The 21,726-nt window shown below is 70.7% G+C and carries 22 protein-coding genes; 11 read left to right on the top strand and 11 right to left on the bottom strand.

Features of this window, described 5'->3' with window-relative positions; translation table 11 throughout:
* Positions 1-66 precede the first annotated feature (66 nt).
* Positions 67-801, top strand: coding sequence for a YoaK family protein (locus tag QMK28_RS20740; protein ID WP_326440121.1), 735 nt, complete (start codon positions 67-69; stop codon positions 799-801).
* 61 nt (positions 802-862) lie between these two features.
* On the opposite strand, the gene QMK28_RS20735 is transcribed toward QMK28_RS20740, so the two are convergent.
* The 3 genes from QMK28_RS20735 to QMK28_RS20725 form a co-directional block, all read right to left on the bottom strand.
* Positions 863-2,185, bottom strand: coding sequence for a haloacid dehalogenase-like hydrolase (locus tag QMK28_RS20735; protein WP_326440119.1), 1,323 nt, complete (start codon positions 2,183-2,185; stop codon positions 863-865).
* 274 nt (positions 2,186-2,459) lie between these two features.
* Complete coding sequence (locus QMK28_RS20730) at positions 2,460-4,883, bottom strand: SpoIIE family protein phosphatase (RefSeq protein ID WP_326440117.1); 2,424 nt, start codon at positions 4,881-4,883, stop codon at positions 2,460-2,462.
* Positions 4,884-5,237: 354 nt separating this feature from the next.
* Positions 5,238-5,969, bottom strand: a complete 732-nt coding sequence (locus QMK28_RS20725) for a hypothetical protein (RefSeq protein WP_326440115.1) — start codon at positions 5,967-5,969, stop codon at positions 5,238-5,240.
* A gap of 203 nt (positions 5,970-6,172) precedes the next feature.
* On the opposite strand from QMK28_RS20725, the gene QMK28_RS20720 reads away from it, so the two are divergent.
* From QMK28_RS20720 to QMK28_RS20700, 5 genes are all read left to right on the top strand, one after another.
* On the top strand, positions 6,173-6,304 hold the full coding sequence (locus tag QMK28_RS20720; protein WP_326440113.1) for a hypothetical protein: 132 nt from the start codon (positions 6,173-6,175) through the stop codon (positions 6,302-6,304).
* A gap of 278 nt (positions 6,305-6,582) precedes the next feature.
* Entirely contained in the window at positions 6,583-7,395 is an 813-nt protein-coding gene (locus QMK28_RS20715) for an SAM-dependent methyltransferase (RefSeq protein WP_326440111.1), read from the top strand.
* Positions 7,396-7,602: 207 nt separating this feature from the next.
* Positions 7,603-8,016, top strand: coding sequence for an ATP-binding protein (locus QMK28_RS20710; protein ID WP_326440109.1), 414 nt, complete (start codon positions 7,603-7,605; stop codon positions 8,014-8,016).
* Positions 8,017-8,246: 230 nt separating this feature from the next.
* Complete coding sequence (locus QMK28_RS20705; RefSeq protein ID WP_326440107.1) at positions 8,247-8,990, top strand: GAF and ANTAR domain-containing protein; 744 nt, start codon at positions 8,247-8,249, stop codon at positions 8,988-8,990.
* Between the two features lie 219 nt (positions 8,991-9,209).
* On the top strand, positions 9,210-9,809 hold the full coding sequence (locus QMK28_RS20700; protein ID WP_326440105.1) for an ANTAR domain-containing protein: 600 nt from the start codon (positions 9,210-9,212) through the stop codon (positions 9,807-9,809).
* Between the two features lie 116 nt (positions 9,810-9,925).
* Here the strand turns inward: QMK28_RS20700 and QMK28_RS20695 are convergent, their stop codons facing one another.
* Positions 9,926-11,089 carry a CapA family protein gene (locus QMK28_RS20695; protein WP_443050780.1) on the bottom strand — a complete coding sequence of 388 codons (1,164 nt, stop codon included), beginning with the start codon at positions 11,087-11,089 and terminating at the stop codon, positions 9,926-9,928.
* A 599-nt stretch (positions 11,090-11,688) separates the two neighbouring features.
* Here QMK28_RS20695 and QMK28_RS20690 point away from each other — a divergent pair.
* Both QMK28_RS20690 and QMK28_RS20685 read left to right on the top strand, forming a co-directional pair.
* Positions 11,689-12,402, top strand: coding sequence for a TNT domain-containing protein (locus QMK28_RS20690; RefSeq protein WP_326440138.1), 714 nt, complete (start codon positions 11,689-11,691; stop codon positions 12,400-12,402).
* A 3-nt stretch (positions 12,403-12,405) separates the two neighbouring features.
* Positions 12,406-12,660 carry a hypothetical protein gene (locus tag QMK28_RS20685; RefSeq protein WP_326440103.1) on the top strand — a complete coding sequence of 85 codons (255 nt, stop codon included), beginning with the start codon at positions 12,406-12,408 and terminating at the stop codon, positions 12,658-12,660.
* Positions 12,661-13,046: 386 nt separating this feature from the next.
* On the opposite strand, the gene QMK28_RS20680 is transcribed toward QMK28_RS20685, so the two are convergent.
* Together QMK28_RS20680 and QMK28_RS20675 are read right to left on the bottom strand one after the other, a co-directional pair.
* Positions 13,047-13,256, bottom strand: a complete 210-nt coding sequence (locus QMK28_RS20680) for a DUF397 domain-containing protein (protein WP_326440101.1) — start codon at positions 13,254-13,256, stop codon at positions 13,047-13,049.
* On the bottom strand, positions 13,253-14,086 hold the full coding sequence (locus QMK28_RS20675; RefSeq protein WP_326440099.1) for a helix-turn-helix domain-containing protein: 834 nt from the start codon (positions 14,084-14,086) through the stop codon (positions 13,253-13,255). The genes QMK28_RS20680 and QMK28_RS20675 overlap by 4 nt, the downstream gene beginning before the upstream one ends.
* Before the next feature lie 1,042 nt (positions 14,087-15,128).
* Between QMK28_RS20675 and QMK28_RS20670 the strand changes: the two genes are divergently transcribed.
* Positions 15,129-16,304: a methyltransferase domain-containing protein gene (locus QMK28_RS20670; RefSeq protein ID WP_326440097.1), complete on the top strand. Its 1,176-nt coding sequence runs from the start codon at positions 15,129-15,131 to the stop codon at positions 16,302-16,304.
* A gap of 95 nt (positions 16,305-16,399) precedes the next feature.
* Here the strand turns inward: QMK28_RS20670 and QMK28_RS20665 are convergent, their stop codons facing one another.
* The 5 genes from QMK28_RS20665 to QMK28_RS20645 form a co-directional block, all read right to left on the bottom strand.
* Positions 16,400-16,729 (bottom strand): VOC family protein, encoded by a 330-nt coding sequence (locus QMK28_RS20665; protein WP_326440095.1) that lies wholly within the window; start codon positions 16,727-16,729, stop codon positions 16,400-16,402.
* A gap of 143 nt (positions 16,730-16,872) precedes the next feature.
* The gene (locus tag QMK28_RS20660) at positions 16,873-18,015 is read right to left on the bottom strand and encodes a hypothetical protein (RefSeq protein WP_326440093.1); all 1,143 of its coding nucleotides are present in this window, start codon (positions 18,013-18,015) and stop codon (positions 16,873-16,875) included.
* Positions 18,012-18,437 carry a PadR family transcriptional regulator gene (locus QMK28_RS20655; protein ID WP_326440091.1) on the bottom strand — a complete coding sequence of 142 codons (426 nt, stop codon included), beginning with the start codon at positions 18,435-18,437 and terminating at the stop codon, positions 18,012-18,014. The genes QMK28_RS20660 and QMK28_RS20655 overlap by 4 nt, the downstream gene beginning before the upstream one ends.
* Before the next feature lie 724 nt (positions 18,438-19,161).
* On the bottom strand, positions 19,162-19,506 hold the full coding sequence (locus QMK28_RS20650) for a hypothetical protein (protein WP_326440089.1): 345 nt from the start codon (positions 19,504-19,506) through the stop codon (positions 19,162-19,164).
* A gap of 213 nt (positions 19,507-19,719) precedes the next feature.
* The gene (locus tag QMK28_RS20645; protein ID WP_326440087.1) at positions 19,720-20,286 is read right to left on the bottom strand and encodes a hypothetical protein; all 567 of its coding nucleotides are present in this window, start codon (positions 20,284-20,286) and stop codon (positions 19,720-19,722) included.
* Positions 20,287-20,387: 101 nt separating this feature from the next.
* Between QMK28_RS20645 and QMK28_RS20640 the strand changes: the two genes are divergently transcribed.
* Together QMK28_RS20640 and QMK28_RS20635 are read left to right on the top strand one after the other, a co-directional pair.
* The gene (locus QMK28_RS20640) at positions 20,388-20,930 is read left to right on the top strand and encodes a PadR family transcriptional regulator (RefSeq protein ID WP_326440085.1); all 543 of its coding nucleotides are present in this window, start codon (positions 20,388-20,390) and stop codon (positions 20,928-20,930) included.
* A 35-nt stretch (positions 20,931-20,965) separates the two neighbouring features.
* Positions 20,966-21,712: a hypothetical protein gene (locus QMK28_RS20635; protein ID WP_326440083.1), complete on the top strand. Its 747-nt coding sequence runs from the start codon at positions 20,966-20,968 to the stop codon at positions 21,710-21,712.
* Positions 21,713-21,726: the final 14 nt, after the last annotated feature.

Raw genomic sequence — 21,726 nt, 5'->3', positions numbered from 1 at the left:
GACGAAATCCAGCGCCGGCCCCCTCCCCCGAGCGACTGAAACCCGAGCAACCGAAGGAGGCATCCGGTGATCGCACCCCTGCGGGACGTCTGGACCACCCTCGTCCCCGCGCCGCACGACCGGCACGGGCCCCTGCCGCCGCTCCTCATCGCGCTGACCGTCGTCACCGGCCTCGTCGACGCGTTCAGTTACCTGCTGCTCGGCCACGTCTTCGTCGCCAACATGACCGGCAACGTCGTCTTCATGGCCTTCTCGCTGGCGGGCGCCGCGTCGTTCTCGCTGTGGGCCTCGGTGGTCTCGCTGCTGGCGTTCGCCACCGGGGCGCTGCTCGGCGGCCGTATCGCCAACCGCTTCCCCGCGCACCGGGGCAGGATGCTGCTCGGGACCGCGCTCACCGAGACGTTCTTCGTCGTGGCGGCGTGCGTGTGCGGTGCGGTGGCGTCCGAGCCGTTCACCGGAGCGGGCCGCTATCTGCTGATCGCGCTGCTCGGTCTGGGCATGGGCGCGCAGAACGCCGCCGCCCGCCGGCTGGCCGTCCCCGACCTCACCACGACCGTGCTGACCATGACGATCACCGGCGTCGCCGCCGACGGACGGCTCGCCGGGGGAAGTGACGGCAAGGTCGGCCGACGGCTGCTCTCCGCTGCCTCGATGTTCCTCGGGGCGCTGATCGGCGCGATCACGGCCCTGCACGCCTCCGCGACGCTCCCGCTGCTGTTCGCCTCTCTCATCCTGACGGGGACGGTCGTCGCGGTGGCCTTCCACGCCCGCTCCACCCAGCCCTGGACGCGGCCCTCGTAACGGGGGACGCGCCCGCCCCCACCGGGAACGGGCGCGGCCGCGTTGACGAGGGCCGTGCCGGTCAGCCGCCGTGCACGTGATCGCTCTGGTCGGGCACCACACTGCCGTCCTGGCGCAGCACCGGTCCGAGCGAGCCGTCCGGGTTCGTGTAGCCGGACGTGGAACAGGGGTACGCGGTGCTCCTGCGCGGCAGTGGCTCGATGAACATCGGGTTGATGACCCACCGCCCGTCCGCGTCGTCGTAGGCGCGGCACATCACCTCGTCCTGGTTGCGGTTGAGGACGAGGTGCGCGCCGGTGGCGTCGCCGACGAAGGTCACGTCGGTGTTCGCGTCGCCTCCGCCCAGCGCGATGCGGTGCGCGGGGCGCTGCCGGTGCCAGGCCGCGGCGCCCTTGACGCCGTAGATGTCCTGGTTGATCCAGCAGCGCTTGCCGTCGATGTACGGGATGGCCTCGCCCTGGCCGGCCGGTGTGTCGCCGCAGCCCTCGGTGCCGGTGGTGATGCGGCCGTGCCGCAGGACGCTGCGGATCGCGATGGTGTGCGCGCTGTCGACGCCGACGCCGCCCGCCCAGGCGTCGGTGACCGGTTCGGCCCCGGCGGAGACGATGTAGACGTTGAATCCCGCCCGTCGGAGCGTCTGGATGAGGTCCTTCTGCTGCGGGTAGTAGCGGATGTAGCCGGGGATGGTGTGGGTGCCGACCGTCTGCTTGCTGCCCACCGGCGCGGCGAGGGCCTCGTCGCGGGCCTGCTTCGCGTACCCGGTGAGCTGAGCGGGGGTGCGTCCGGCGAAGAGCTGCGGGACCCAGGCGTACTGGGGCACCGTACGGCGGTGGTTCCAGGCGCCCGCGAAGGCGGCCCGGCCGCTCATGGTCTTCGCTTCGGCGCGGATCTCGAAGATCTCGTCGGTGCACCGGGTGTTGGTGGAGGTGCGCAGCGGGCGGCCCGCCGGGACCGAGGTGCCGCAGGCCTCGGTGAGCGCGCGGTCGGCCGCCGGGGTCAGCCATTTGCTGGTCCTGCTCCAGCTCGCGGGGCGCAGGATCTTGTCGTGCTTGAGGGCCCAGGCGAGCGTGGCGTCCGTGGTGTCGTTCTTGACGACGGTGTTGTCCCAGTCGAAGGCGGCCACGGGGCGGCCCTCGGGGCCCGGGTGCGGGGTGCGGCATCGGCCGCGCTCGTCGATCGTGCGCTGGAGTCGGGCGCGGTTGTCGCCGTACCAGTGGAGCTTGCCGGACAGCTGCGGGCAGTGGGCGCCCGGCGAGGCGGCGGTCCCGGCTGCCGGGCCGCCGGCTGCCGGGGGCGTCGCGGCGGCGGGGACGGCGGCGGCCGTGAGGGCCAGGACGGCCGCCGCGGCGAAGCTCAGCGCGGCCGGCACGGATCTGTTGCGCATGTGGTTCTCCGGTATCCGAGGCGGTAGGACACCGGGCCGGTGCGTAGACGACACCGCCCAGTTGGATGCACCGTACATCTGCGAGCTGCCGAGTCGTCACATATACGCCGCTCGCAGATTCCTCGGGTCAGCCCGAAACGTCAACGGAGAGCAAGGCGACTCAAGGAGGAACACAGCATGAAACACGGACCTTCTCCGGTCGCGCCCAACCCGCCTGCGGTTTGGCGCTCCCCGCCTGGGCCCGTCCGGATCCGTCCGGATCCGTCTGAATCCGTCAGTAGAACGGGCCGGGGCCGCCGACGTTCTCGGACGGGAAGCTCTGTTCCGTCCAGATGGTCTTCCCTGACCGGGTGTAGCGCGTTCCCCACCGCTGGACGAGCTGCGCGACGATGAACAGGCCGCGCCCACCCTCGTCGTCGACCGCGCTGTGCCGCAGGTGGGGAGAGGTGTGTCCGGTGTCCGAGACCTCGCACAGCAGGGTCCGGTCGCGGATGAGGCGCAGGTGCAGCGGGCCGGTCGCGTGCCGGATGGCGTTGGTGAGGAGTTCGCTCACGACCAGCTCGGTCGCGAAGGACAGCTCGCCCAGGCCCCAGTGCTCCAGTTGGCCGGTGGCCAGCTCCCTGGCCTTGCCGACCGCGACCGGCTCGGCCGGCAGTTCCCAGCTCGCGACCTGACTGGCGTCCAGCTCCCGGGTCCGGACGAGCAGCAGAGCCGTGTCGTCGGCGGCGGTCCCGTCGGGCAGCAGCTCGGCCAAGGCGCGGTCGCACAGTTCTTCCAGCGGCCGGGTGTGGTCGCTGAGCACCCGGCCCAGGGTGTCGAGCCCCTCGTCGATGTCGCGGTCGCGCGCTTCGACCAGGCCGTCGGTGAAGAGGGCGATGAGACTGCCCACCGGTAGTTCGATCTCCATCGACTCGAACGGCAGACCGCCCAGTCCCAGCGGCGGTCCGGCCGGCAGGTCCGGGAACGACAGGCCGCCCGCCGGGTCGACGACCGCCGGCGGCAGATGCCCGGCGCGAGCCATGGTGCACCGCCGGGAGACCGGGTCGTAGACCGCGTAGAGGCAGGTCACGCCGGTGGCCATGTCGTCGTAGGGGCCGCTGTCCGTGCCGAACGCGGTCGCCTGCTCCCCGGCCGACTGGCCCACCAGGTCGTCCATCCGGGCCAGCAGCTCATCCGGGGACAGGTCCAGCTGGGCGAGGGCCCGTACGGTCGTCCGCAGCCGCCCCATGGTGGCCGCCGCCTGCAAACCGTGCCCGACCACATCGCCGACCACCAGCCCGACCCGGGTGCCGGACAGCGCGATGACGTCGAACCAGTCGCCGCCGACGCCCGCCAGGTCGTCGGTGGGCAGATAGCGGTAGGCCGCCTCGACCGCCGACTGCGGAGGCAGGTGCTGCGGCAGCAGATTGCGCTGGAGTGCGAGGGCCGAGGCGCGCTCGCGGGTGAAGCGGCGGGCGTTGTCGATGCACACCGCGGTACGGGTCACCAGCTCATCGGCGAGGGCGATCTCGCCGCCGTCGAAGACGGCCAACTGGATGCCGCGCTCGAAGGTGACCAGCCCCAAGGCGCTGTTTCCCGTGCGCAGCGGCACGACCAGCACGTTCTCCTCCAGCACGAGACCGCCGGAGGCGAGGCTGCGGTCCTGGGGCGAGCCCGGCGGGTACGCGACGCGGTGCTGCTCCGACGCTTCCCCGGCGCCGTCCCGGCCGGCCACCGGGGCCGAACGCGACGCCATCCGGACCAGGGCCCGCACGGCTTCGCCGCCGGGACCCGGCTCCTCCCCGTCCAGGACGACCGTCACGAGGTCGACCGTGACCGAGTCGGCGAAGTCCGGGACGGCCACCTCGGTGATCTCCCGCGCGGTGACGGCCATGTCCAGCGTGCTGCCGATCCGGCCGCCGGCCTCCACCAGCAGGGACAGCCGCCGCTGGGCCTGGTAGCGCTCGGTGATGTCGAAGGCGTCCTCGCACACTCCCAGCACTTGGCCCCGGGCGTCCTGGAGCCGGTAGTACGAACAGGACCAGACGTGGTCGGTGCCGGGGGAGCTGGGCTGCTGACCGCGGAAGTGCAGGTCGAGGACCGGTTCGCCGGTGTCGAGCACGAACCGCATGACCTCGTCGAGCGAGTGCGGGTACCCCTCGGTCACGAACTCGCCACCGGGGTACAGCTCGTCGGCCCGCATCCCCACATACTCCTGGAGCGAGCGCCCGATCTCCTTTCCGTAGGCCGCGTTGGACCAGGTCAGGCGCAGGTCGGTGCCGTAGATGGCGAGGCCGATGGGCGACTGGGTGGCCAGTCCGTGCAGCATGGCCTGCCGCGACTCCCACAGCCGCAGCCCCTCCAGCTCCGCGACCACCAGCACACGCGTCGGCCCTGCACCGGTGTCCGCCAGCGGGCACACCGTGGTCGCCACCCGCAGCTCGCGGCCGTCCCGATGCCGGGCGATCCGGGCTTCGCTGCCGCTCATCGGAGCCGGCGGGGGCCGCTCGCCCGGTCCGGGCAAGGGGGCCGTACGGGGCGGCAGGAAGGTGTCCACGGGCTGCCCGACGATCTCGTCCGGCGGAAACCCCAGGAGTTCCTCGGCAGCGGGACTCCATCCGATGACCACACCCCGGGCGTCCAGGACCGCCGTGGCAGCCCTGGTGACGTCGAGGGGACCACGGAAATCGGCACTCTCCGCCGCTTTCCACACACTCATGGAACCAACCCAGCCTGGTTTATTACCTCCAGAATCAAGCCTGATCAACACCGGCACAACCGCACCGTCGGCGCCCGGGGCGGCACACGCCCCGCCGGCCGCCCCCGATCGCACCGCGTCGCCCCTCCCCGGAGGTCCGGAAGGGGTGACAGAGGCCTGGCATCCAGGAGAGGCGGATGGTTCCCTCCGCTGGATCGTTCAGGAAACCACACACGGGCGCGAATGGGGTTCATACGGGGGGTTCTGCTAATTCTTCGGTTGTGTGGGGGCGGCCGTGGCCACGTCGCCGGGACGGGCGCGGCGCGGCTCGACGCGGTTCAGGCGAAGCCCCGCCCGTACCGCCCTCCGCGCAGCTCAGGCAGCGACCAGCGCGCGGGCCTCGTCCGGACTCAGCCGCTCGCCGCGTGCGAACTCCGCACGGAAGGCCTCCTGGCCCAAGGCTTCGCGGGCCGACGTCGTGATGCGGTCGACGTCGCCGCGCTCGCCCGCCGGCAGCGGCGCTCCCGCCGCCACCCGCGCGGTGGCCGCCGCGCCCAGCAGCCGAGCGGCGACGGCATGACGGCCGGCCAGGGCGGAGGCGCCGGCCAGCCCTTCGATGGCCAGTGCGAGAGCCCGGGGGTCGCGGGTGGCGTGCGCGGCGGTGTAGCCGTCCAGGTGCAGGGACATGGCCGCGACCGCGTCGCCCCGCTGCTCGGCGACGAAGCCGAGTTCGGCCAGGACCAGCGCGTTGCCCGGCTCCGGGGCCGCCCGCTCGTACCACTCGTGCACCCTGCGCAGGTGCGCCTCGGCGGCGTCCAGCCGGCCTTCCCTGCGCGCTCCGAGCCCCAGGCCGATCCCGGCGTAGATCTCACCGAACGTGAAGCTCTGCTCGGCTGCCAGCCGCTTGGCGCGTTCGTGGAACTCCCGCGCCCGGTCGAGGTCTCCCGTCAGCAGCGCGATCCGGCCGAGGCCGGACAGCCGGCCCGCGGCCTCCGTCCGCAGCCCGAGTTCCTCGGCGATGATCAGGCCTTCGCGGTGCGTCCGGGCGGCTTCGGTGTAGTCGCCGCTGATCTCGGCCAGCGCCGCGAGCGGGGCGACGGTCTGCAACCGGCCTCATCGGTCGCCCAGTTCGCGGAAGATCGCCGCGCTGCGCCCGCCGTCGCGGCGCAGCATATCGAGGCCGGGCCGACCCGGTACCCGTTCGGTCCTCTCCGCCTGGCACGACCGGTCGCGCGACGCAGACAATGAGGAGCCCGACCCAGAACCTGCCTCCTGATACGGGAGGCCGGACCGACGCAAGGACGCCTCCCATGCGGATACCCCATCTCCTCTCGTACGCGCACACCCCTCCGCGTGGACCGCTCGCGATAGCCGCGTTCGCCCTGGCCGCAGGCGCGCTGCTGCCACTGGGCGACACCGCCACCGCCACGACCGCGCCGTAGGCCGCCACACCGCACTGGTCGCCGCTCCCGGGCCCCCGGCTCCGGCCCCTCCGCCGCCCCGGCGGTCCCCCACGGCCCCCGCGCCGACTTCATAGCGCGCGACAGCGACACCGGCACGCTGCTTCTCGCCGTCGGCCGCGGGGCGCGCGGCACTCAACGGCCGGCACTCAACGGCGTAGCCGCCGGACAGGCCATCCCGCCGCGAATCGGCCGCCCGCTACGCTCGGCTGCCGACAGCGGTCGCGGTGGCCGCGGAACGACCATGCGAAGCAGGAGCCATGACGCACGATCAGCAGGCAGCGCCCTTGATCGACACCAGCGTGCCCCATTCCGCCCGGATGTACGACTACTGGCTGGGCGGCAGCAGCAACTTCGCCGCCGACAGGTCACTGGGAAAGGCCTTCGAGGAGGCGATCCCGAGTATCCGCACGATGGCCCTGGAGAACCGCAGATTCCTGGGCCGCGCCGTGCGCTATATGGCGGCTGAGGCCGGGATACGCCAGTTCCTCGATATCGGCACCGGTGTCCCCGGGGCCGGGGACACCCATTCGGTCACCGAGATCGCCGCCCCGGACAGCCGGGTCGTGTGCGTCGACAACGACCCCATCGTGCAGGCGCACACCAAGGCGTTGATGGAGAACCAGGCGTCGGGCCGGACCATCTATCTGGCCTCCGACATGCGCGAACCGCATCAGTTGCTGGCCGAGCCGGCGCTGACGAGCCACCTCGACCTCGACCAGCCGGTGGGTCTGCTGCTGGTGGCGGTGCTGATGCTGGTGAAGGACGAGCAGGACCCGTGGGCGGGGGTCGGCGTGCTGCTCGACGCCTTGCCGCCGGGCAGCCACGTCGCCATCACCCACCCCAGCCAGGACTTCAACCCGCAGGCCATGGCGGAGATCGTCGAAGCCGCCGAGCGCGGGCAGATGACGCTGGTGCCGCGCGACCGGGAGCAGGTCCAGCGGTTCTTCGGCGACTGGGAGCTGATCGAGCCGGGCGTGGTGCCGGTGATGGGCTGGCACCCGCAGGACGGTCCGCCCAGCGACCCGAACGCCGCCTACTACTGGAGCGGTGTGGCCCGGAAGCGCTCGTAGCGCACGACTCGTGGCGCACGGAACGACGGCAGCCGCAGGGGCGGGCAGGCCCCGGCGGCTGCCGTCGTCCGCCGGGGCCTGCCAACGGGATTGGACTCCGTCCGATGCGGGCATCACACGGGTCCAGGTTCGACCGCGCGAGGGTTCCGTCGCCCGCACCTCCCGGTGGGGCAGCCGGTCGACCGTGATGAAGGGGGAGTGAATGTCATGCGTGCGCACAGGCGCACCCGTCAGCACGCCGCACGCGTCGAGTACACCCTGCGTCGTGACGACGCGTCGGCACGCTGGGCCCGGAAGCTCACCAGCGCCTTCCTGGCACAAGGCTGCGAATCGCCCCCGGAAGAGCATGTGGACGACGCTCTGCTGGTCGTCTCCGAACTGGTCGCCAACGCCACCCGCCACGGCCGCAGCGACTGCCGGCTGCGGCTGCACGTGCACGAGGGGCTGCTGACCGTCGAAGTCCAGGACGACAGTCCCCAGCGGCCCAGCTCGCCCCTCCCCACGGAGACCGGGGAGAGCGGTCGCGGCATCGCGCTGGTGCGCCATCTCTCCCGCCGGTTCGAAGTCACCGGCGCCCCTGGAGGCGGCAAGACCGTGCGCGCCGTCCTGGCCGCCTGCTGACCGCTCCGCACGCGGCCCCGTCGGGTGACCTCTCACGTCTCAGCGCGTTGAACGGGCATGGCGACGCCACAGGCCCGCGCGCCCGACGACCCGAGCGACCTGTGGGACGAGAGGGAAATACCTCCCGCCAACTTCCGCTGCACTAGGATAAATCCCAGGAAACCACCCCCAAGGGGCCGTAAGGGGAAGCCTTGGCCAGGGTGGTGCGGGGAAAGAGCCGGGCATTCGGAATGTCAGACGCACTACGTGAACAGCGCCTGGCCAAGGCGTTCGTCGACTTGGCCGACACCCTGGTCGGCCCGTTCGATGTGATCGATTTCTTGCACTCGCTCACCGAACACTGCGTGTCCCTGTTGGAAGTGCCCGCGGCCGGGGTCCTGCTGGCGGCACCGGAGGGCCAGATCCTGGACGCCGCCGCCTCCGACGTCCGCATCCGGCAGCTGGAGCTGGACGCGGTGGCCTGGGAGGAGAGCCCCTGCCACGAGTGCTTCCGCACCGGCACGGCGCTGCCCGACACCGACATCACCACCCGCGCCGCCCGGCAGCGCTGGCCGCACTTCACCCCGCGCGCCCTGGATCTCGGCTTCAACCGCATCGCCGCCATCCCGCTGCGGCTGCGCGAGCAGGTGATCGGAGCCCTGACCCTGTTCCACGACGGCAGCGGCGGCCCGCTGGACCTGCTGCGGCTCAACCTCGGCAAGGCCCTGGCGGACGTCGCCACCATCGGCATCGTGTCCCAGCGGGCCATGCACGACAGCCAGACCCTGTCGGCCCAGTTGCACGACGCGCTGTCCAGCCGCGTCATCATCGAGCAGGCCAAGGGCATCCTCGCGGCGCGCCGCGAGATCAGTGTCGACGAGGCGTTCGTTCTGCTGCGCCGGCACGCCAGGAGTCACCGGCAGCTGCTGACCGACATCGCCCGCGAGGTGGCCGAGGACAGCGCCGATCCCGCACTGTTCCACCCAGCTCGCTGAGCCCGGTTCGACGGGGCGCTTGGGTGGCGAGTGTGTCGAAATCACCGGCGATCAAGGACAAGGAAGAGGCGTGATCAGCTCCGCCATGGCCGGACTCACCGCCGTTCTCCCCGCTGCCGGGAGGGATGTGTCGCGCCTGCCGCTGGAGGCGTGCTCCCGCGTGCTGAGCCTGGACGGGCTCGCCCTCTGGCTGACGACGGTGACGCCCCGCCCGAACTCGTGGCCCATGTCGGTGCGGCCACCGCCGCGTTGGAGGATCTGCAGTGCGTCCTGGGCCTGGGGCCGAGCGCGGACGCGGCCGGCCGGGGCGCGGTCGGGCTGGTCGCCGATCTGACCGACGCCGAGTCGGACCGCTGGCCCGGTCTGCCGTCCTGCGTGCACGCTCTGGGTGTGCGGGCGATCTTCGCCTTCCCGCTGCGGATCGGCGCGATTCCGGTGGGTGTCCTGACCGGCCACCGCGCCCGCCCGGGACCGCTCCCCGCGCAGAGCCTGACCGACGCCTTCGCGCTGGCCGACCGGCTCACCATGCCGCTGCTCGCCTGGGCCTCCGGCGCGGACGAGCCCGCGAGCCTGATGGGCCCCGCCTCAGTGCTGCACCGCGCCGAACTGCACCAGGCCACCGGGATGGTCTCCGTACAGCTCGGCATCCCGCTGCCGCAGGCCCTGTTGCGGCTGCGCGGCCATGCGTACCGCTACCGGCTGCCGCTGCTGGAGGTGGCTCGCGCCGTCGTCGAGGGCCGGCTCCGGCTGCCCGCCCATCCGGACGACGCCGCCACCAACGGCAGCTGGCTCGCACCCGACGACCCCGACCGGCCCTGAGGCACCGGCGGATCGCCTCGACGGCAGCCCGTCACCCCGCCTCCCCGGCCGCTCAGCGGCTCAGCGGCTCAGCGGCTCAGCGGCTCAGCGGCTCAGCGGCTCAGCGGCTCAGCGGCTCAGCGGCTCATGGTCAGCCCGTCGTCGTCGGCGCCCCTGCTCAGGACGGCGTCGCGGATGGTCGTACGGGCCTTCGTGTAATCGGCGCGCTTGGCTCGCAGGGTCTGCGGTGCGTTGAGAGCGACGACCCGCAGAGTGGGCTCGCTGTCCATCAGGTACGGAATGAACTCGGCCTTCTTCACCTTCCACGGCTTCCCGGCCGCGGCCGGCGGCGCGAAGGTGAAGCGGGCGGCCGAACCCATACTGCCGCGCGGGTCGTTCATCACTCCGGCGACCTGGTCGCCCATCCCGTAGACGACCCAGGTGCCGTTGACCTTCTCGTACGCCTGCGGGACATGAGCGTGCGTGCCCAGGATCAGGTCGATGTCACGACGGCCGCCGCTGCTGGAGCGGGTGAGCCGGTCGGCCACCGACAGCTGCTGCTCATTCGGCTTCTCCTGCCATTCGGTCCCCCAGTGGACGCTCACCGCGACGACGTCGGCTCCCGCGCGACGGACGGCGCGGGCGTCCGCGATGATCCGCTCCGGGTCGATGAGATTGACGATCCACGGGCTGCCGTCGGGAAGCGGGATGCCGTTGGTGCCGTAGGCGTAGGCGAGTTGTGCGACGGTCGCGCCCCCCGCCTTGATCAGCACGGGCTCGTCCCGCTCCGCCGCCGAGCGGGCGGAGCCCACGTGCCTGAGTCCCGCCCTCTCCATCGCCACCAGCGTCCGGGCCACGCCCGCCGCCCCGGCGTCCAGGGTGTGGTTGGAGGCGGTCGAGCAGCTGTCGTAGCCGGTGTCCTTGATCGCCCCCGCGACCTGCGGCGGGGTCTTGAAGTTCGGGTAGCCGGTGAAGGGGCCGCCGTCCGCTCCGTAGACGGTCTCCATGTGGCAGATGGCGAGGTCGGCCTTGGTGGCCATGGGCTTGGCGCCCGCCAGCATCTTGCGGAACTCGTACCCGGAGCCGCCCGCGTCCGCCTTGGCCTGCCGGATGATCGAAGCGTGGGCGAGGATGTCGCCGGTCGCGACGAGCGTGAACGGGCTCCGGCCGGCCTCTGTCTTCATCCGGGCGCCCCCGTTGCTCGTCGCCGCGTTCGGTGCGGCGCTGTGCATCCGGGTCGTCCCCTGCGCCGTGCAGGCCGCCAGCGCGCCCAGGGCCAGCGCGCCCGCGGCCAGTCTCATCCCTCCGGCGAGTCCCACATCCGTCTCCTTCGGCTCACGAGTCGTCCGGTGCCTCTCCGGCCGCCTCTGATCACCTTGGGACGGCGGGCGTGATCCCGACAGCGGGGTCGGCCGGAGGGGCTAACGCGCACGTCGGGGGCGGCGGGGCGGGGCGCTTCGCGAGCGGTTCGGCCGCGGGCCCAGCCGGCCGCTGGCCGGATTCGGTCCGGGGCCAGGGCGGAGCCCGGACCGAATCCGGCCAGGGGCTTCACAGCGGCGACAGCGGACAGAGCAGCCGCGAGCCGCGCCGGACGCCGCTCCCGCCCCACCCGCAGCCACTCGCACCAAGGGCTGCGCGCCTTCGTCACGCGCAGGTCCGGGCGCGGAAGGGGGCGCGCCGGTCGGGATCACCGCGCCGCCGAGCGGTCGCCGAGCGGCGTACGTCGTGCCGAGTGTCCGGGGCGCCGAGCGCCCGGCGAAGGACGCCATTCAGCCGAAACTCGCCGAATACATCCCCACGCTCCCGACGGGAGGGTATAGCTGAGCAGTTCACTCATGATCTCAAGTGACCTCAAGGGGCGACGGCGACTGTGAAGACCTTCAAGCGGCTGCGCGCGGCGATGGCGATGTCCGGGGCGGTGCTCGCCGGATCGCTGCTGGCCGGGACGGCGCAAGCAGCTCCTCCGGACGAGGCCGCCGCCGCCACCGTGCGCGCGTCCGACGCGGGGCAGGACCGGACAGCGTGCTCCGGCAAGTACCAGGGCGACGAGCGGCTCGGTCCCGAGTCGCTGCCCCCGCGCTGGGAGAAGCCCGTGGGGCCGCTGCTGGCCCACTACCGGCGCACCGGGGCACTGACGCCTCCCGCGTTCCTGGCCAAGTACTGGGACGAGGCGAAGGGCAGCTGGAAGTACCCGCCGAACGACGGATTCCTCGTCAAGCCCAACGGCGAGGTCGACAAGCGCCGTGCCAAGCTGCGGGTCGGGCAGGATCTGGACCGCTTCGGCTCCGAGTACGGCTCCTTCCTCGCTCCGGCGGGTGACCGGTACGCCCGGCGCGCCCTGCCGCCGCAGAGCCTGTCCACGCGCGAGGCCGCCTTTCCGTGCAACTACCACGCGTACGAGGTGACCAGGCCTTTCAGCGTCTGGAAGGGCCGCATCGCCGCGTGGTTCGAACAGCCCGGCGGCGGTAAGCAGGTCCTGCTCGACGCGAAGTTCCTCGACCCGGGCGAGGGGCAGGCGCTCAACGTGAAGTGGCTGCTGGCGCACAACTACCTCAAGCCCGACGACGACCGGTCCGCCGCGACCGGACAGCTCGCCGCGACCGGAGTGCGCTGAACCGTGCACCGTCAGGACCTGCTGTCGGCCCTGCGGCACGCCGGCGTGCCGCAGGGCTACGTATGGATCGAGGACGTGCACGAGCCCGACCCGATCGCACCCGACTTCGTGTTCCTGCGCCGTGTGGACGACAGCTGGCAGACCGGCGTCTTCGAACGCGGTGTCTGGCAGGTGGTCGCCGCCTTCTCCGACGAGTCGGCGGCCTGCGCGCACTTCCTGCACCAGCTCGCCGCGCCCGGGACGGCTCCCCAGGACTGAGCAACGGCGTGGCGGTGGAGCTCGGGGCGTCACTCCGTGAGGGAAACCTTCGGGCTCAGCACGCAGAACTCATTGCCCTCGGGGTCTCCGGACGTGTCTAAGACACCGTTCTGGAGGTCTCGGGCATGGCGACAACTTCGCAGGTCACGCAGGGGAAACCCTCCCGCTCTAGCGCGAGGGTGAACACGAACTCTGATCAGCCCCGCGCCGTATCCGCCATCCGTCTCAGCGTCACCACCGACGAAACCACTTCCCCCGCCCGGCAGCGTGAAGCCAACGAGAAGGCCGCCGCGAACATGGGGGCCATCTTGGTCACGATACGTGATCGCTGGTACGGCGAAGCCCCGCCGCTCCGGGGAGTGACGGGGCCGTTGGGGTCGAGGCGTTCAGGCGGGGAACTGCCCGCCCTTGACGTCCTGGATGAACGCCGACCATGCGGCAGAGTCGAACACGAGGGCGGGCCCGTGGGGGTCCTTGGAGTCCCGTACGGGAACGTCGGCGTAGCCGTCCGCGACCTCAAGGCACTCCCCCTGATTCGATCCGCTGTAACTCGACTTCCGCCATGCATCGGTGGGGTACTGCTGAGCGCTTGTCATGCGTGTACGTCCTTCATGATCTCGTCAATCAGGGCTGCCGACTTGTCCGGCGGCAGGGCCGTTGCCTTGAGAAGATCATAGGCATTCTGGGCCTCTGAGACGGGGGCTGTGTCGGCAACGATGTACCCGGTTGGGAAGCCGTCCACGTGCACCACGTCGGCTCCTTCTCTGAAGGACAGCACACCGAAGGGGTTGCTGCCACCGTGGACCGGTCCAGCCTCCTCCGGAAGGATCTGGAGGATGTGACGCGGGGTCTCGGCAAGGTCCCTGAGCCGCTGAAGCTGGCCACGCATGACGGCAGCGTCCCCCACAGAGGTACGGCGTAGTACGTACTCGCTCAACACCAGCCATAGGCGGGGCGGATCATCCTTGACGAGTACACGTTGTCGTTCCATGCGGATCGTCACGGCGTCGTCTAGGTTCTCTGGCCGTCCAGCCCGCAGAACCTCCCGTGCGTACTCCTCGGTCTGGACAAGGCCCGGAACTAGCAGAGGGTGGAACAGACGAATGTGCGTCGCCTTCTCTTCAAGCTCGACGTAGCCCCGGAACCACGCGGGATACGCGAACTTCAGGGCGAGGGGCCACAGGCGCAGGAACCGGCCGTTCGCGTGCGGGAACACCCGATCACAGGCTTCCGCGAACTCTCGTGGTGGTACCCGCTGCCCCTTCTCGATCTTGGCCACCAGGTCGTACCCACACGTGGCCTCTTTGCCGAAGTCTGCACGGGAGAGCCCTAACGCTTCGCGTTCCAACCGGACCTCTGCCCCGAAGTGGGCGAGTGCTGACGACGTGGGGTCGGTCGGGTCTGCGCCAACTGTTTCAGCGGTCATATGTACGAACCCCCCTTGATTGGTTGGACAGTTGGGCGTGTCCAGCCGCCCTACTGGTGAGGCTACCCACCACGGCGGAACGTTGTGCTCAGGTTGGCAACGCGACCACCACGAAGGGGCACAGCGACCATGGCTGAGACAACCGTACCGGCGCTTCACAGCCCCGCCCTTGAGCCCGTGCCCGTGGACGGCTGCGATGTGTGCGGGGCCCTTGCCAGGCAGCGCGAGACGGCCCGAACCATGGGAAGCCCCGTCACGCTCCGGCAGTGCAACGAAGAGATCGCGAACCACCCTCACCGGAGGGCCGACCGATCATGAGCGCTCAGCACCCGGTTGCAAAGCCCCCGCGTAGCGTCCGGTTCAAGCCTGCCTTTGCCACGCCGGAAGAAATCCCCGTTGGCGCAGTCATCTTCGATCGCGACTACGAAATGCCGGGCACGGTGCGGGAGGTGGACGCGCCATTCATCGAAATGAGCCGTCCAACTGGCCTTAGTTGGCACGTCCATTACCGGAGACTCCGCCCGGCAAGTGAGTGGGAGCAGCGGCAACTAGTAGCGGTCGGCAGGCTGCACAAGCAACGGCAGAAGGGCAAGTCATGACCACGAAGACGCGACCCGACGAGACGACGGATTGGGCAGCAGGCACGGTCGGGGAAGACGTGATGACCGTGCACAAGCTCACCGGCCCGCTACAGGACTCACGGCGCACAGATGAGTTGAAGTCGGTATGCGGCGCTGGAAAAGCCAGCGACGAGAAGACCGTATGGACTCGCGCCGTGAACTGCCCCCGCTGCCTCTCCGCCTCATGACTCCCGTCCCTGCCGGACGTACCGAATTCGGGGCTCCCCCGTACTCGATTCGGAATCCCGGCAGGGACGGGGCTAAGCCTCCACAACACAAGGGAGTGAGTACATGACCACAACAGTGAGCACCACGCCGGGCGAGCCGTGGCCTCAACCAAAGGAGCCCGAACCGTACCCGCAGAAGCCGCACCCAGACGGCGGACCCGGATCACTGATTCCGCCCGGTGAGGTGTTCTACCTGTGAGCGAGAATGAGGGGTGGGACGCTCTCAGTGAACTTGGTTCCAGGCTCGTTAAATCGGGTGCTCTCGTGCCTGACTGGGCCCCCACATTCGCGGCGGTTCCCCGATCGGCATTCCTGCCAGACCTCATGTGGGCGTACGACATGGATACCCGGCAGACGGTAGCCGTGGACCAGTCCACGGACCCGAAGGTTTGGCAGAGGTACGCGGACGCCGATGTCCCCATCGTCACGCAATGGGACGACGGAAAGCACCAGGGAGCCAAACCGGGCACGCTGTCCACAAGTTCGGCATCCATGCCGTCCGTGGTGTTCTCCATGCTCCGGGACTTGGACGTTCAACCTGGTAACCGGGTCTTGGACATCGGCACAGGAACAGGGTGGACAACAGCGCTTCTCGCACACCGGCTCGGAGACGTGAACGTGACCTCAATCGAGGTAGACCCCAACGTCGCCAACCACGCGCGCACCGCGCTGACACGGCTTGGAGCCGCTCCCACGGTCATTACCGGGGATGGCTTCAACGGGCATCCTCCCGGAGCCCCATACGACCGGATCATGGTCACATGCGGACTTCGTCGAATTCCCCATGCCTGGATCGAACAAGCCCGCCCCGGTGCGGTCATCGTGAGCCCGTGGGGTACCCACTTCAGCAACCAAGATGCTGTCGCCCGGCTGGTCGTCGCTGCGGACGGCGAGGCAGCAGTGGGTGCCTTTACGGGACCGGTCGAGTTCATGAAAATCCGGGCGCAGCGGCTGCCCCCGGTGACGCACGCCGAATACGTCGGAGAGGACGGCATCCGGTCGGGCCTGGAGTCGGACACGACGGTCACAGAGTCACAATGGTGCCGAGGATCGTTCGATCCGCTGGAATTCGTGCTGGGGCTCCGCGTCCGGGACTGCGTGCAAGTGATGACAGCCAAGAGCGACGGTGTGCGGTCGGTGTGGCTCTACGGCCTCAAAGACCGGTCATGGGCGTGCGTGATGTTCGTGGACGGGCGGAACGGCGGGCACGTGTGGCAAGGAGGGCCACGCCACTTGTGGGACGAGGCAGAGAGCGCCTACCGGTGGTGGCTGGAGCGGGACAGCCCCCCGTATCAGCGGTTCGGGCTCACGGTCACCCCGGAAGGACTCGCCGCATGGCTCGATGATCCCTCGGAGTCCTGGACGGTCTGAACCGCTGGACCAGCGGCCCCGTCCGTGCGCTGCCCCCGTGGCGCGTGGACGGGGCTCTTCCATACCTGCTGACCTGGGGCTACTCTCTAGAACTGCTAGTACGGCGCGTTCGGGTCGGAAAGAACCGTCCAGGTCACATCCGGCCTCTGCCCGACGTCCGCCCGCCGCGCCCCGAGCGCCAGCAGCCGCTCGACCTCGGCCGCCTGGTCGTCCGGGCTGAAGTCGAGGTGTAGCCGGTTCTTGACCGTCTTCCCCTCCGCCACGGGCACGAACACAAGGCCGGGATACGCGAGCGGGTCCGCCCCGATCACGACCTCCTCGGGGTCCTCGAAGAGGATGCGCCAGTCCAGGGCACGGCACCAGAATCTGGCCTGTGCGGGCAGGTCGTGGGCGTCGACAGCGATTTGATACAGCTTCAGTCCCATGCGGACAGCCTGCCCCGGACGCCCCCGCTGCACCAGTCGGTGGTGGAGCGAGAACGCAGGCCCCGTCGACGCACGAACGGCCTTCCCGGCGCGAGCGGCCTGTCCGTCCGGCTACGGGATTGCGGCGCCACGGGGCCACCGCACTACCGGCCGGGGATGGCCGTACCTTCACGCGTTGCGCTCATCGGCCGGGTGCGGGGTTCACGGCGCAGGGCGCGTACCGCGTGGACGAGCAGGACCGCTTCCAGGGCGGCGATGGCGATCACCTGCCCGGCGTGCACCGGGAACGCCACGGCGGGCATGCCGGAAGCGTGCGCGAGGAATTCCACGGTGCAGGTCCTGGCCGCGAGAATCGGCAGTCCCACTGCGGCCAGTGCCGCGGGCAGAGCGGGGTCCGAGAGCCGGTCCTCGGCTCCGGTCCGCTCGGCCGGCGTGCGGGGGCCTGACGCACGCAGGGCCGACGCACGCTTGAGTGACCGTGCCCTGAGGACGAGCCAGAGTGTTCCGGCGACGAGGAAGGCCCACCCGTACGCCCAGTCTTCGAAGGCCAGAACCGGACGCCCCGCGAGAAGCGAGGCCAGGACCACGGCGAAGCACGCGGGCGGCAGCCACTCGTCGACACGCTTGGAGAGTTCGGCTCCGGGTGCGCCCGAGTGGAACGCACCGACCGTCGTCAGCGCCACCAGGCACTGGAAGCCGGTGGACACCAGCGGCGCGCCGGTCGGCATGAAGCCGTCCGCCGCCTGCCTGGCCAGCTCGACCAGGACGGGCGCGGTGGCCACCGCCGAGAAGGCCGCGGCCGTGCGCCACCGACCGGCCGGCAGAGCCAAGCACGCGCCAATCCAGCCCAGCGGCAGCACGTACAGGGCGACGGCCCACAGCGAGAAGCCGGAGCCGGCGGCGCGCTCGGTCATCATGTCGAGCACGATCCGCCGGTCCGCCGCCGAGCCCGCCAGCAGTACGGCCACGTCCGACAGGACGTTGAACAGGACCACCGACGCCAGGGCGACGACACCGAGCAGCGTCGCCAGCCGCGCGGTGCGGCCGTAGGCGGCGTAGCGGCCGGGAGCCCCTGGGGCCGCCAGCCGGCTGCGGACGGCCAGCGCGAGCACCCCGGCCACCTCCCGGACGCCGGGGCGGCCGAAGGACGCCTCCTCGTCGATCGGTTCGCGATCGGAGAGGAAGGTGTCGACCATCTCCTCCTCGCGCTCCTGCCGGTAGTAGTCGGGCAGCACACGGAGAACGAATCGGAACCGGTCCTCCAGCAGCGTCGTCGTCGGGCTCATGCGGCTCCTCCTGCTCCGGCCGGACGCGCCCGGCGAGGTGCGCTGGGTGTGACGGGTGCGGCGGGTCGGACGGGTTTGGCGGGGGCGCTCTCGTCCGCGGGCCAGCGGCCGGTCAGCCGCTGCTCCGCGGCCCGTACGTTGGCGGCCATCCGGGCGCTCTCGGCTTCGAGCGCCTGCTCGCCGTCCCGCGTCAGGCGGTAGTAGCGGCGCAGCCTGCCCTGGTGCACCTCGTCGCGGTCGTGGTCGACGAGCCCCTCGGCGCTGAGCCGGTCCAGGACCCCGTACAGGGTGCCCACCCGCAGGTCGAGGCGCTGACCGGAGAGTTCGGCCGCCTCCTGCTTTATGCCGTAGCCGTGGCGGGGTTCGTCCAGCAACGCCAGGAGTACGAAGAATCCTGCTTCGGTGAGAGGTCGTGAAGCCATGGCATCGATGATACATCGTGATCCGATATATAGCGGAGACCAGGGCGATGGCCTGGCGGACGGCGGGGTTGCCGGCAGGAGGTGGCGCAGCGGCGCGGCGGGTGGGCACGGACATGACGCCCAGATCGGGGCCGCGCGGCTATGGAGCTACGAAGCGCCGGCCTGGCCGGCGAGGCTGCGGGCGGCGCGACGCGGACTGTCCGGACGCAGGCCGTCCAGACGCAGGATCCGCGCCGGATGTGTCCCTGCCGCAGACCCTGCTGGCGGCGGGGGGCCGCTCGGGCGGAGCAGCCAGGACGTCGGGCGCCTTGGATCCATCAAGACCGGGAACAGACTTCCCACGTCATCAACGGCGGCCGTCCCGTACCGCCTCTCGACAGCCGGAGGCGCGGCACCTTCACCACTCACTGCGAAGGCCGCCATGCAGTCAACACGCTTGAACGGGCGTGCCGAGGGGCGGAGTTCGCGGGGGAAACGCGACGCTCGCGAGGGGCGCGCGGGCCACCTGATTCCCCGGCCTGACACTCCGGCAGGGGAAACACACGCTATTCCTGGGGCGGTTGACCGAACGAGCGCGGCGGCCGATGGCCCGGGGCCCGCCCGGTCCGTGGTCGACGCGCGGGGCCCTCGGCGCACTTGGCACCTGGGCCGCCGCGCAGACCCGGGACCGCCGCATGTCCGCAGCGGTGCTTTCCGGCTGTCGGCGGGGCGACCCCGGGGCGGGCTAGCGGAAGGTCGGGAGTTCCGCGTTCTCTGCTTCCTCGTTCTCATAAGGCTGTCCGTCGGGGTAGACGGGCTGCACGAAGACGTTCCGGTAGTCCGGCTTCCCCTGTGCGGGGACCGGCTCTGCGGCCGGGGTGGAGCTGGTCTTCTGGTTGGGCGGCTGCATGGAGATGGGCTCCTGGTGTGGGTCGAAACTTCTTCGTCGTGGTGTTGTTGCCGTCGCGGTCTTCGACGCCGGGGTTTCGCGGTGGTGCGCCTTCGCCATCACGAGACTGGGCGGCAGGACGCCCGCGCGGCCGTGACCATCTGCAAGGAGGCGTTCGGCCAGCACAAACCGTTCGCGCAAAACTTACTCCTATGCCGCCCCCGCATCGAGTCGAGCCCCTCGAACTGCTCTGTGAGGGTGTCACGGCGGGCGAAGTGCCTCCACCGACGCCACGCCCGCAGGCACCGGACATCTCACCTGACCGGCTGCCCGATCCCAACGACGCCGAGCGGCGGGGGCCGGTCCCCGCACGGAACCCGCCCCGGCCGCGAGCCGCTGGACCGCCTCGCGGCCCTACGCCTCCTGCGCGCCGCGCTGAGCCTGGCGGGCCCGGACGCGGTCCGGGTAGCGCGCGGTGAACAGGGCCGGGAACACGAAACCGGCGACCTGTACGGGTATGGACGCGAGGCTTCCCAGGTCAGCGGCGTCGATGGCGGTCAGCGCGAAGGCGGTGAGGGTGAAGGCCGCAGCCCAGACGGCGGTGATCACTACATTGATCCGCAGGAAGACCGGGCTCTTCCATACTTCCTCGGGGGCCTGACGGCGGGCGATTCCGGTGGTGAACGGGCGGCCGACGGCCAGCGTCGCCCAGGCGGTGAGCGCCAGCCAGCCCAGGGCCATCGCACCGTCGAAATGCTCCAGACCGCTGTGCGGACGGGCGAAGGCCAGGACGGTGAGCGCCGCGAAGAACACCACCGTGCTGCGCTCAAGGATCTGGGAGTCGGCCGCCGCACCGGCCCTGTGGTCCTGGACCAGCAGCCAGCCGCCTAGCACGAGGGCCGTGACCGCGCCCCACTGCCAGCCCGCCGACGAGACAACCGCGAACGCGATCCACGGGATGAAGCCACGCAGGTAGTTCATGAGATCCCCTCGGCCTTTCAGCTCCCACATACCAACTTCGACATGTCGAATATAGAGGGTCTAACTTTGACATGTCAAGAGTGGAGGGTAAAGTGGCGGTCATGAGCCTTCGTCACGCCATGCTGGGCCTGCTGGCCGACAAACCGGCCAGCGGCTACGACCTGATGAAACTGTTCGAGACCTCTCTCGCCAACGTCTGGCCCGCCAACCAGAGCCAGGTCTACGGCGAGCTGGCCCGGCTCGCCGGTTCCGGGCTCGTGGAGGTGTCGGCCGAGGGGCCCCGCGGCCGCAAGGAGTACGCCCTCACCGACCAGGGCCTGACCGAGCTCCGACACTGGCTGACCGAGGTCGAGCCCGCCCGGAACCGGCGCAGCGACGCAGTGCTGAGAGTCTTCTTCCTCGGCGTCCTCACCCCCGTCGAAGCGGCCGCCTACCTCGCCCGCGAAGAGGCCCGCGCCGCCCAGCAGCTCGCCACCCTCAAGGGTCTCGAAGCGTCGATCGACTGGGACGACGACCCGCTCTCGGTCAACGGCCGCCTCGCCCTGGAATTCGGGCTGCGCTTCAGCGCCATGTACGGGGAATGGGCGCGCTGGGCGACCGAACAGATCCAACCCGGCGCGCCCGCCCCAGAAACCGGCAGCTGACGCGCAGGTTCGTCGCCGGGCTGGCCGTCGTCGGCATGCTCGGGTCGCTGGCCCTGGTGCCGCGCCAGGTGTCCGTGCCGGCGCGGGAGGGGCTGCGCCGGCAGATCGCGCCGCTCGGCGACCGCCGAGTGCTGGCCACCCTGGCCACCACCATGGTCACTTTCACCTCCGTCTACATCCTCTACACCTACATGGCGGAGGTCTTCGCCCCCGCCACCGACGGCAGCGGCCAACGGCTGGCCGTTCTCATGTTCACCCTCGGTGTGATCGCCACCCTCGGCAATTACGGCGCGGGGGTGCTGGCCGACCGGATCGGTGGCCGTCGGGTGATGCGCGTCGCGCCGGTGTGGGTGACGGCCGCGCTGGTGGTGCTGCCGCTCACGACGGGGTCGTTCGGAGCCTCCGTCGCGTTCATCGTCGTATTCGGCGTCGTGGCCTTCAGCATGAGCACCCCGCAGCAGCACCGCCTGATCACCCTGGACCCGAAGTCGGCCTCGGTCCTGATCTCGCTCCACGCGTCGATCCTGTATCTCGCCATCGCCCTGTCCGGGGTCATCGGCGGGATCGGGATCACCTGGGTCGGGGCGAACAGGATCAGCTTCATCGCCGCGGCGCTCGCACTTCTCGCGCTCGGGCTCTCGGAGTCGGCGCACCGGCTCACCCAGCGGCAGGCCGGGCGGACGGATTCCGTCCCGCGGGGCGCTCAGGCCGGCGGTCCGCTCGGCCCTCCGGCCGACGAGTCGGCCGCCGTCGAAGTCCAGCCGATGACCCAGCGCGACTAGCCCCAGACTTCGCA

Origin of the sequence: Streptomyces sp. H27-D2 (assembly GCF_035828615.1) — a bacterium.
Lineage (GTDB): Bacteria > Actinomycetota > Actinomycetes > Streptomycetales > Streptomycetaceae > Streptomyces.
The sequence above is the reverse complement of the archived record's forward strand: the minus strand, read 5'-3'. Positions and strand labels throughout refer to the sequence as shown.

What these genes read in the sequence shown, in the direction of transcription:
- QMK28_RS20665 (WP_326440095.1), bottom strand. Translation starts at nt 16,729, where the DNA reads ATGGGACTGAAGCTGTATCAAATCGCTGTCGACGCCCACGACCTGCCC.
- QMK28_RS20645 (WP_326440087.1), bottom strand. Translation starts at nt 20,286, where the DNA reads ATGAACTACCTGCGTGGCTTCATCCCGTGGATCGCGTTCGCGGTTGTC.
- QMK28_RS20690 (WP_326440138.1), top strand. Translation starts at nt 11,689, where the DNA reads ATGGCGATGTCCGGGGCGGTGCTCGCCGGATCGCTGCTGGCCGGGACG.
- QMK28_RS20715 (WP_326440111.1), top strand. Translation starts at nt 6,583, where the DNA reads ATGACGCACGATCAGCAGGCAGCGCCCTTGATCGACACCAGCGTGCCC.
- QMK28_RS20640 (WP_326440085.1), top strand. Translation starts at nt 20,388, where the DNA reads ATGAGCCTTCGTCACGCCATGCTGGGCCTGCTGGCCGACAAACCGGCC.
- QMK28_RS20710 (WP_326440109.1), top strand. Translation starts at nt 7,603, where the DNA reads ATGCGTGCGCACAGGCGCACCCGTCAGCACGCCGCACGCGTCGAGTAC.
- QMK28_RS20635 (WP_326440083.1), top strand. Translation starts at nt 20,966, where the DNA reads ATGCTCGGGTCGCTGGCCCTGGTGCCGCGCCAGGTGTCCGTGCCGGCG.
- QMK28_RS20720 (WP_326440113.1), top strand. Translation starts at nt 6,173, where the DNA reads ATGCGGATACCCCATCTCCTCTCGTACGCGCACACCCCTCCGCGTGGA.
- QMK28_RS20675 (WP_326440099.1), bottom strand. Translation starts at nt 14,086, where the DNA reads ATGACCGCTGAAACAGTTGGCGCAGACCCGACCGACCCCACGTCGTCA.
- QMK28_RS20680 (WP_326440101.1), bottom strand. Translation starts at nt 13,256, where the DNA reads ATGACAAGCGCTCAGCAGTACCCCACCGATGCATGGCGGAAGTCGAGT.
- QMK28_RS20695 (WP_443050780.1), bottom strand. Translation starts at nt 11,089, where the DNA reads ATGAGACTGGCCGCGGGCGCGCTGGCCCTGGGCGCGCTGGCGGCCTGC.
- QMK28_RS20735 (WP_326440119.1), bottom strand. Translation starts at nt 2,185, where the DNA reads ATGCGCAACAGATCCGTGCCGGCCGCGCTGAGCTTCGCCGCGGCGGCC.
- QMK28_RS20660 (WP_326440093.1), bottom strand. Translation starts at nt 18,015, where the DNA reads ATGAGCCCGACGACGACGCTGCTGGAGGACCGGTTCCGATTCGTTCTC.
- QMK28_RS20655 (WP_326440091.1), bottom strand. Translation starts at nt 18,437, where the DNA reads ATGGCTTCACGACCTCTCACCGAAGCAGGATTCTTCGTACTCCTGGCG.
- QMK28_RS20730 (WP_326440117.1), bottom strand. Translation starts at nt 4,883, where the DNA reads ATGAGTGTGTGGAAAGCGGCGGAGAGTGCCGATTTCCGTGGTCCCCTC.
- QMK28_RS20705 (WP_326440107.1), top strand. Translation starts at nt 8,247, where the DNA reads ATGTCAGACGCACTACGTGAACAGCGCCTGGCCAAGGCGTTCGTCGAC.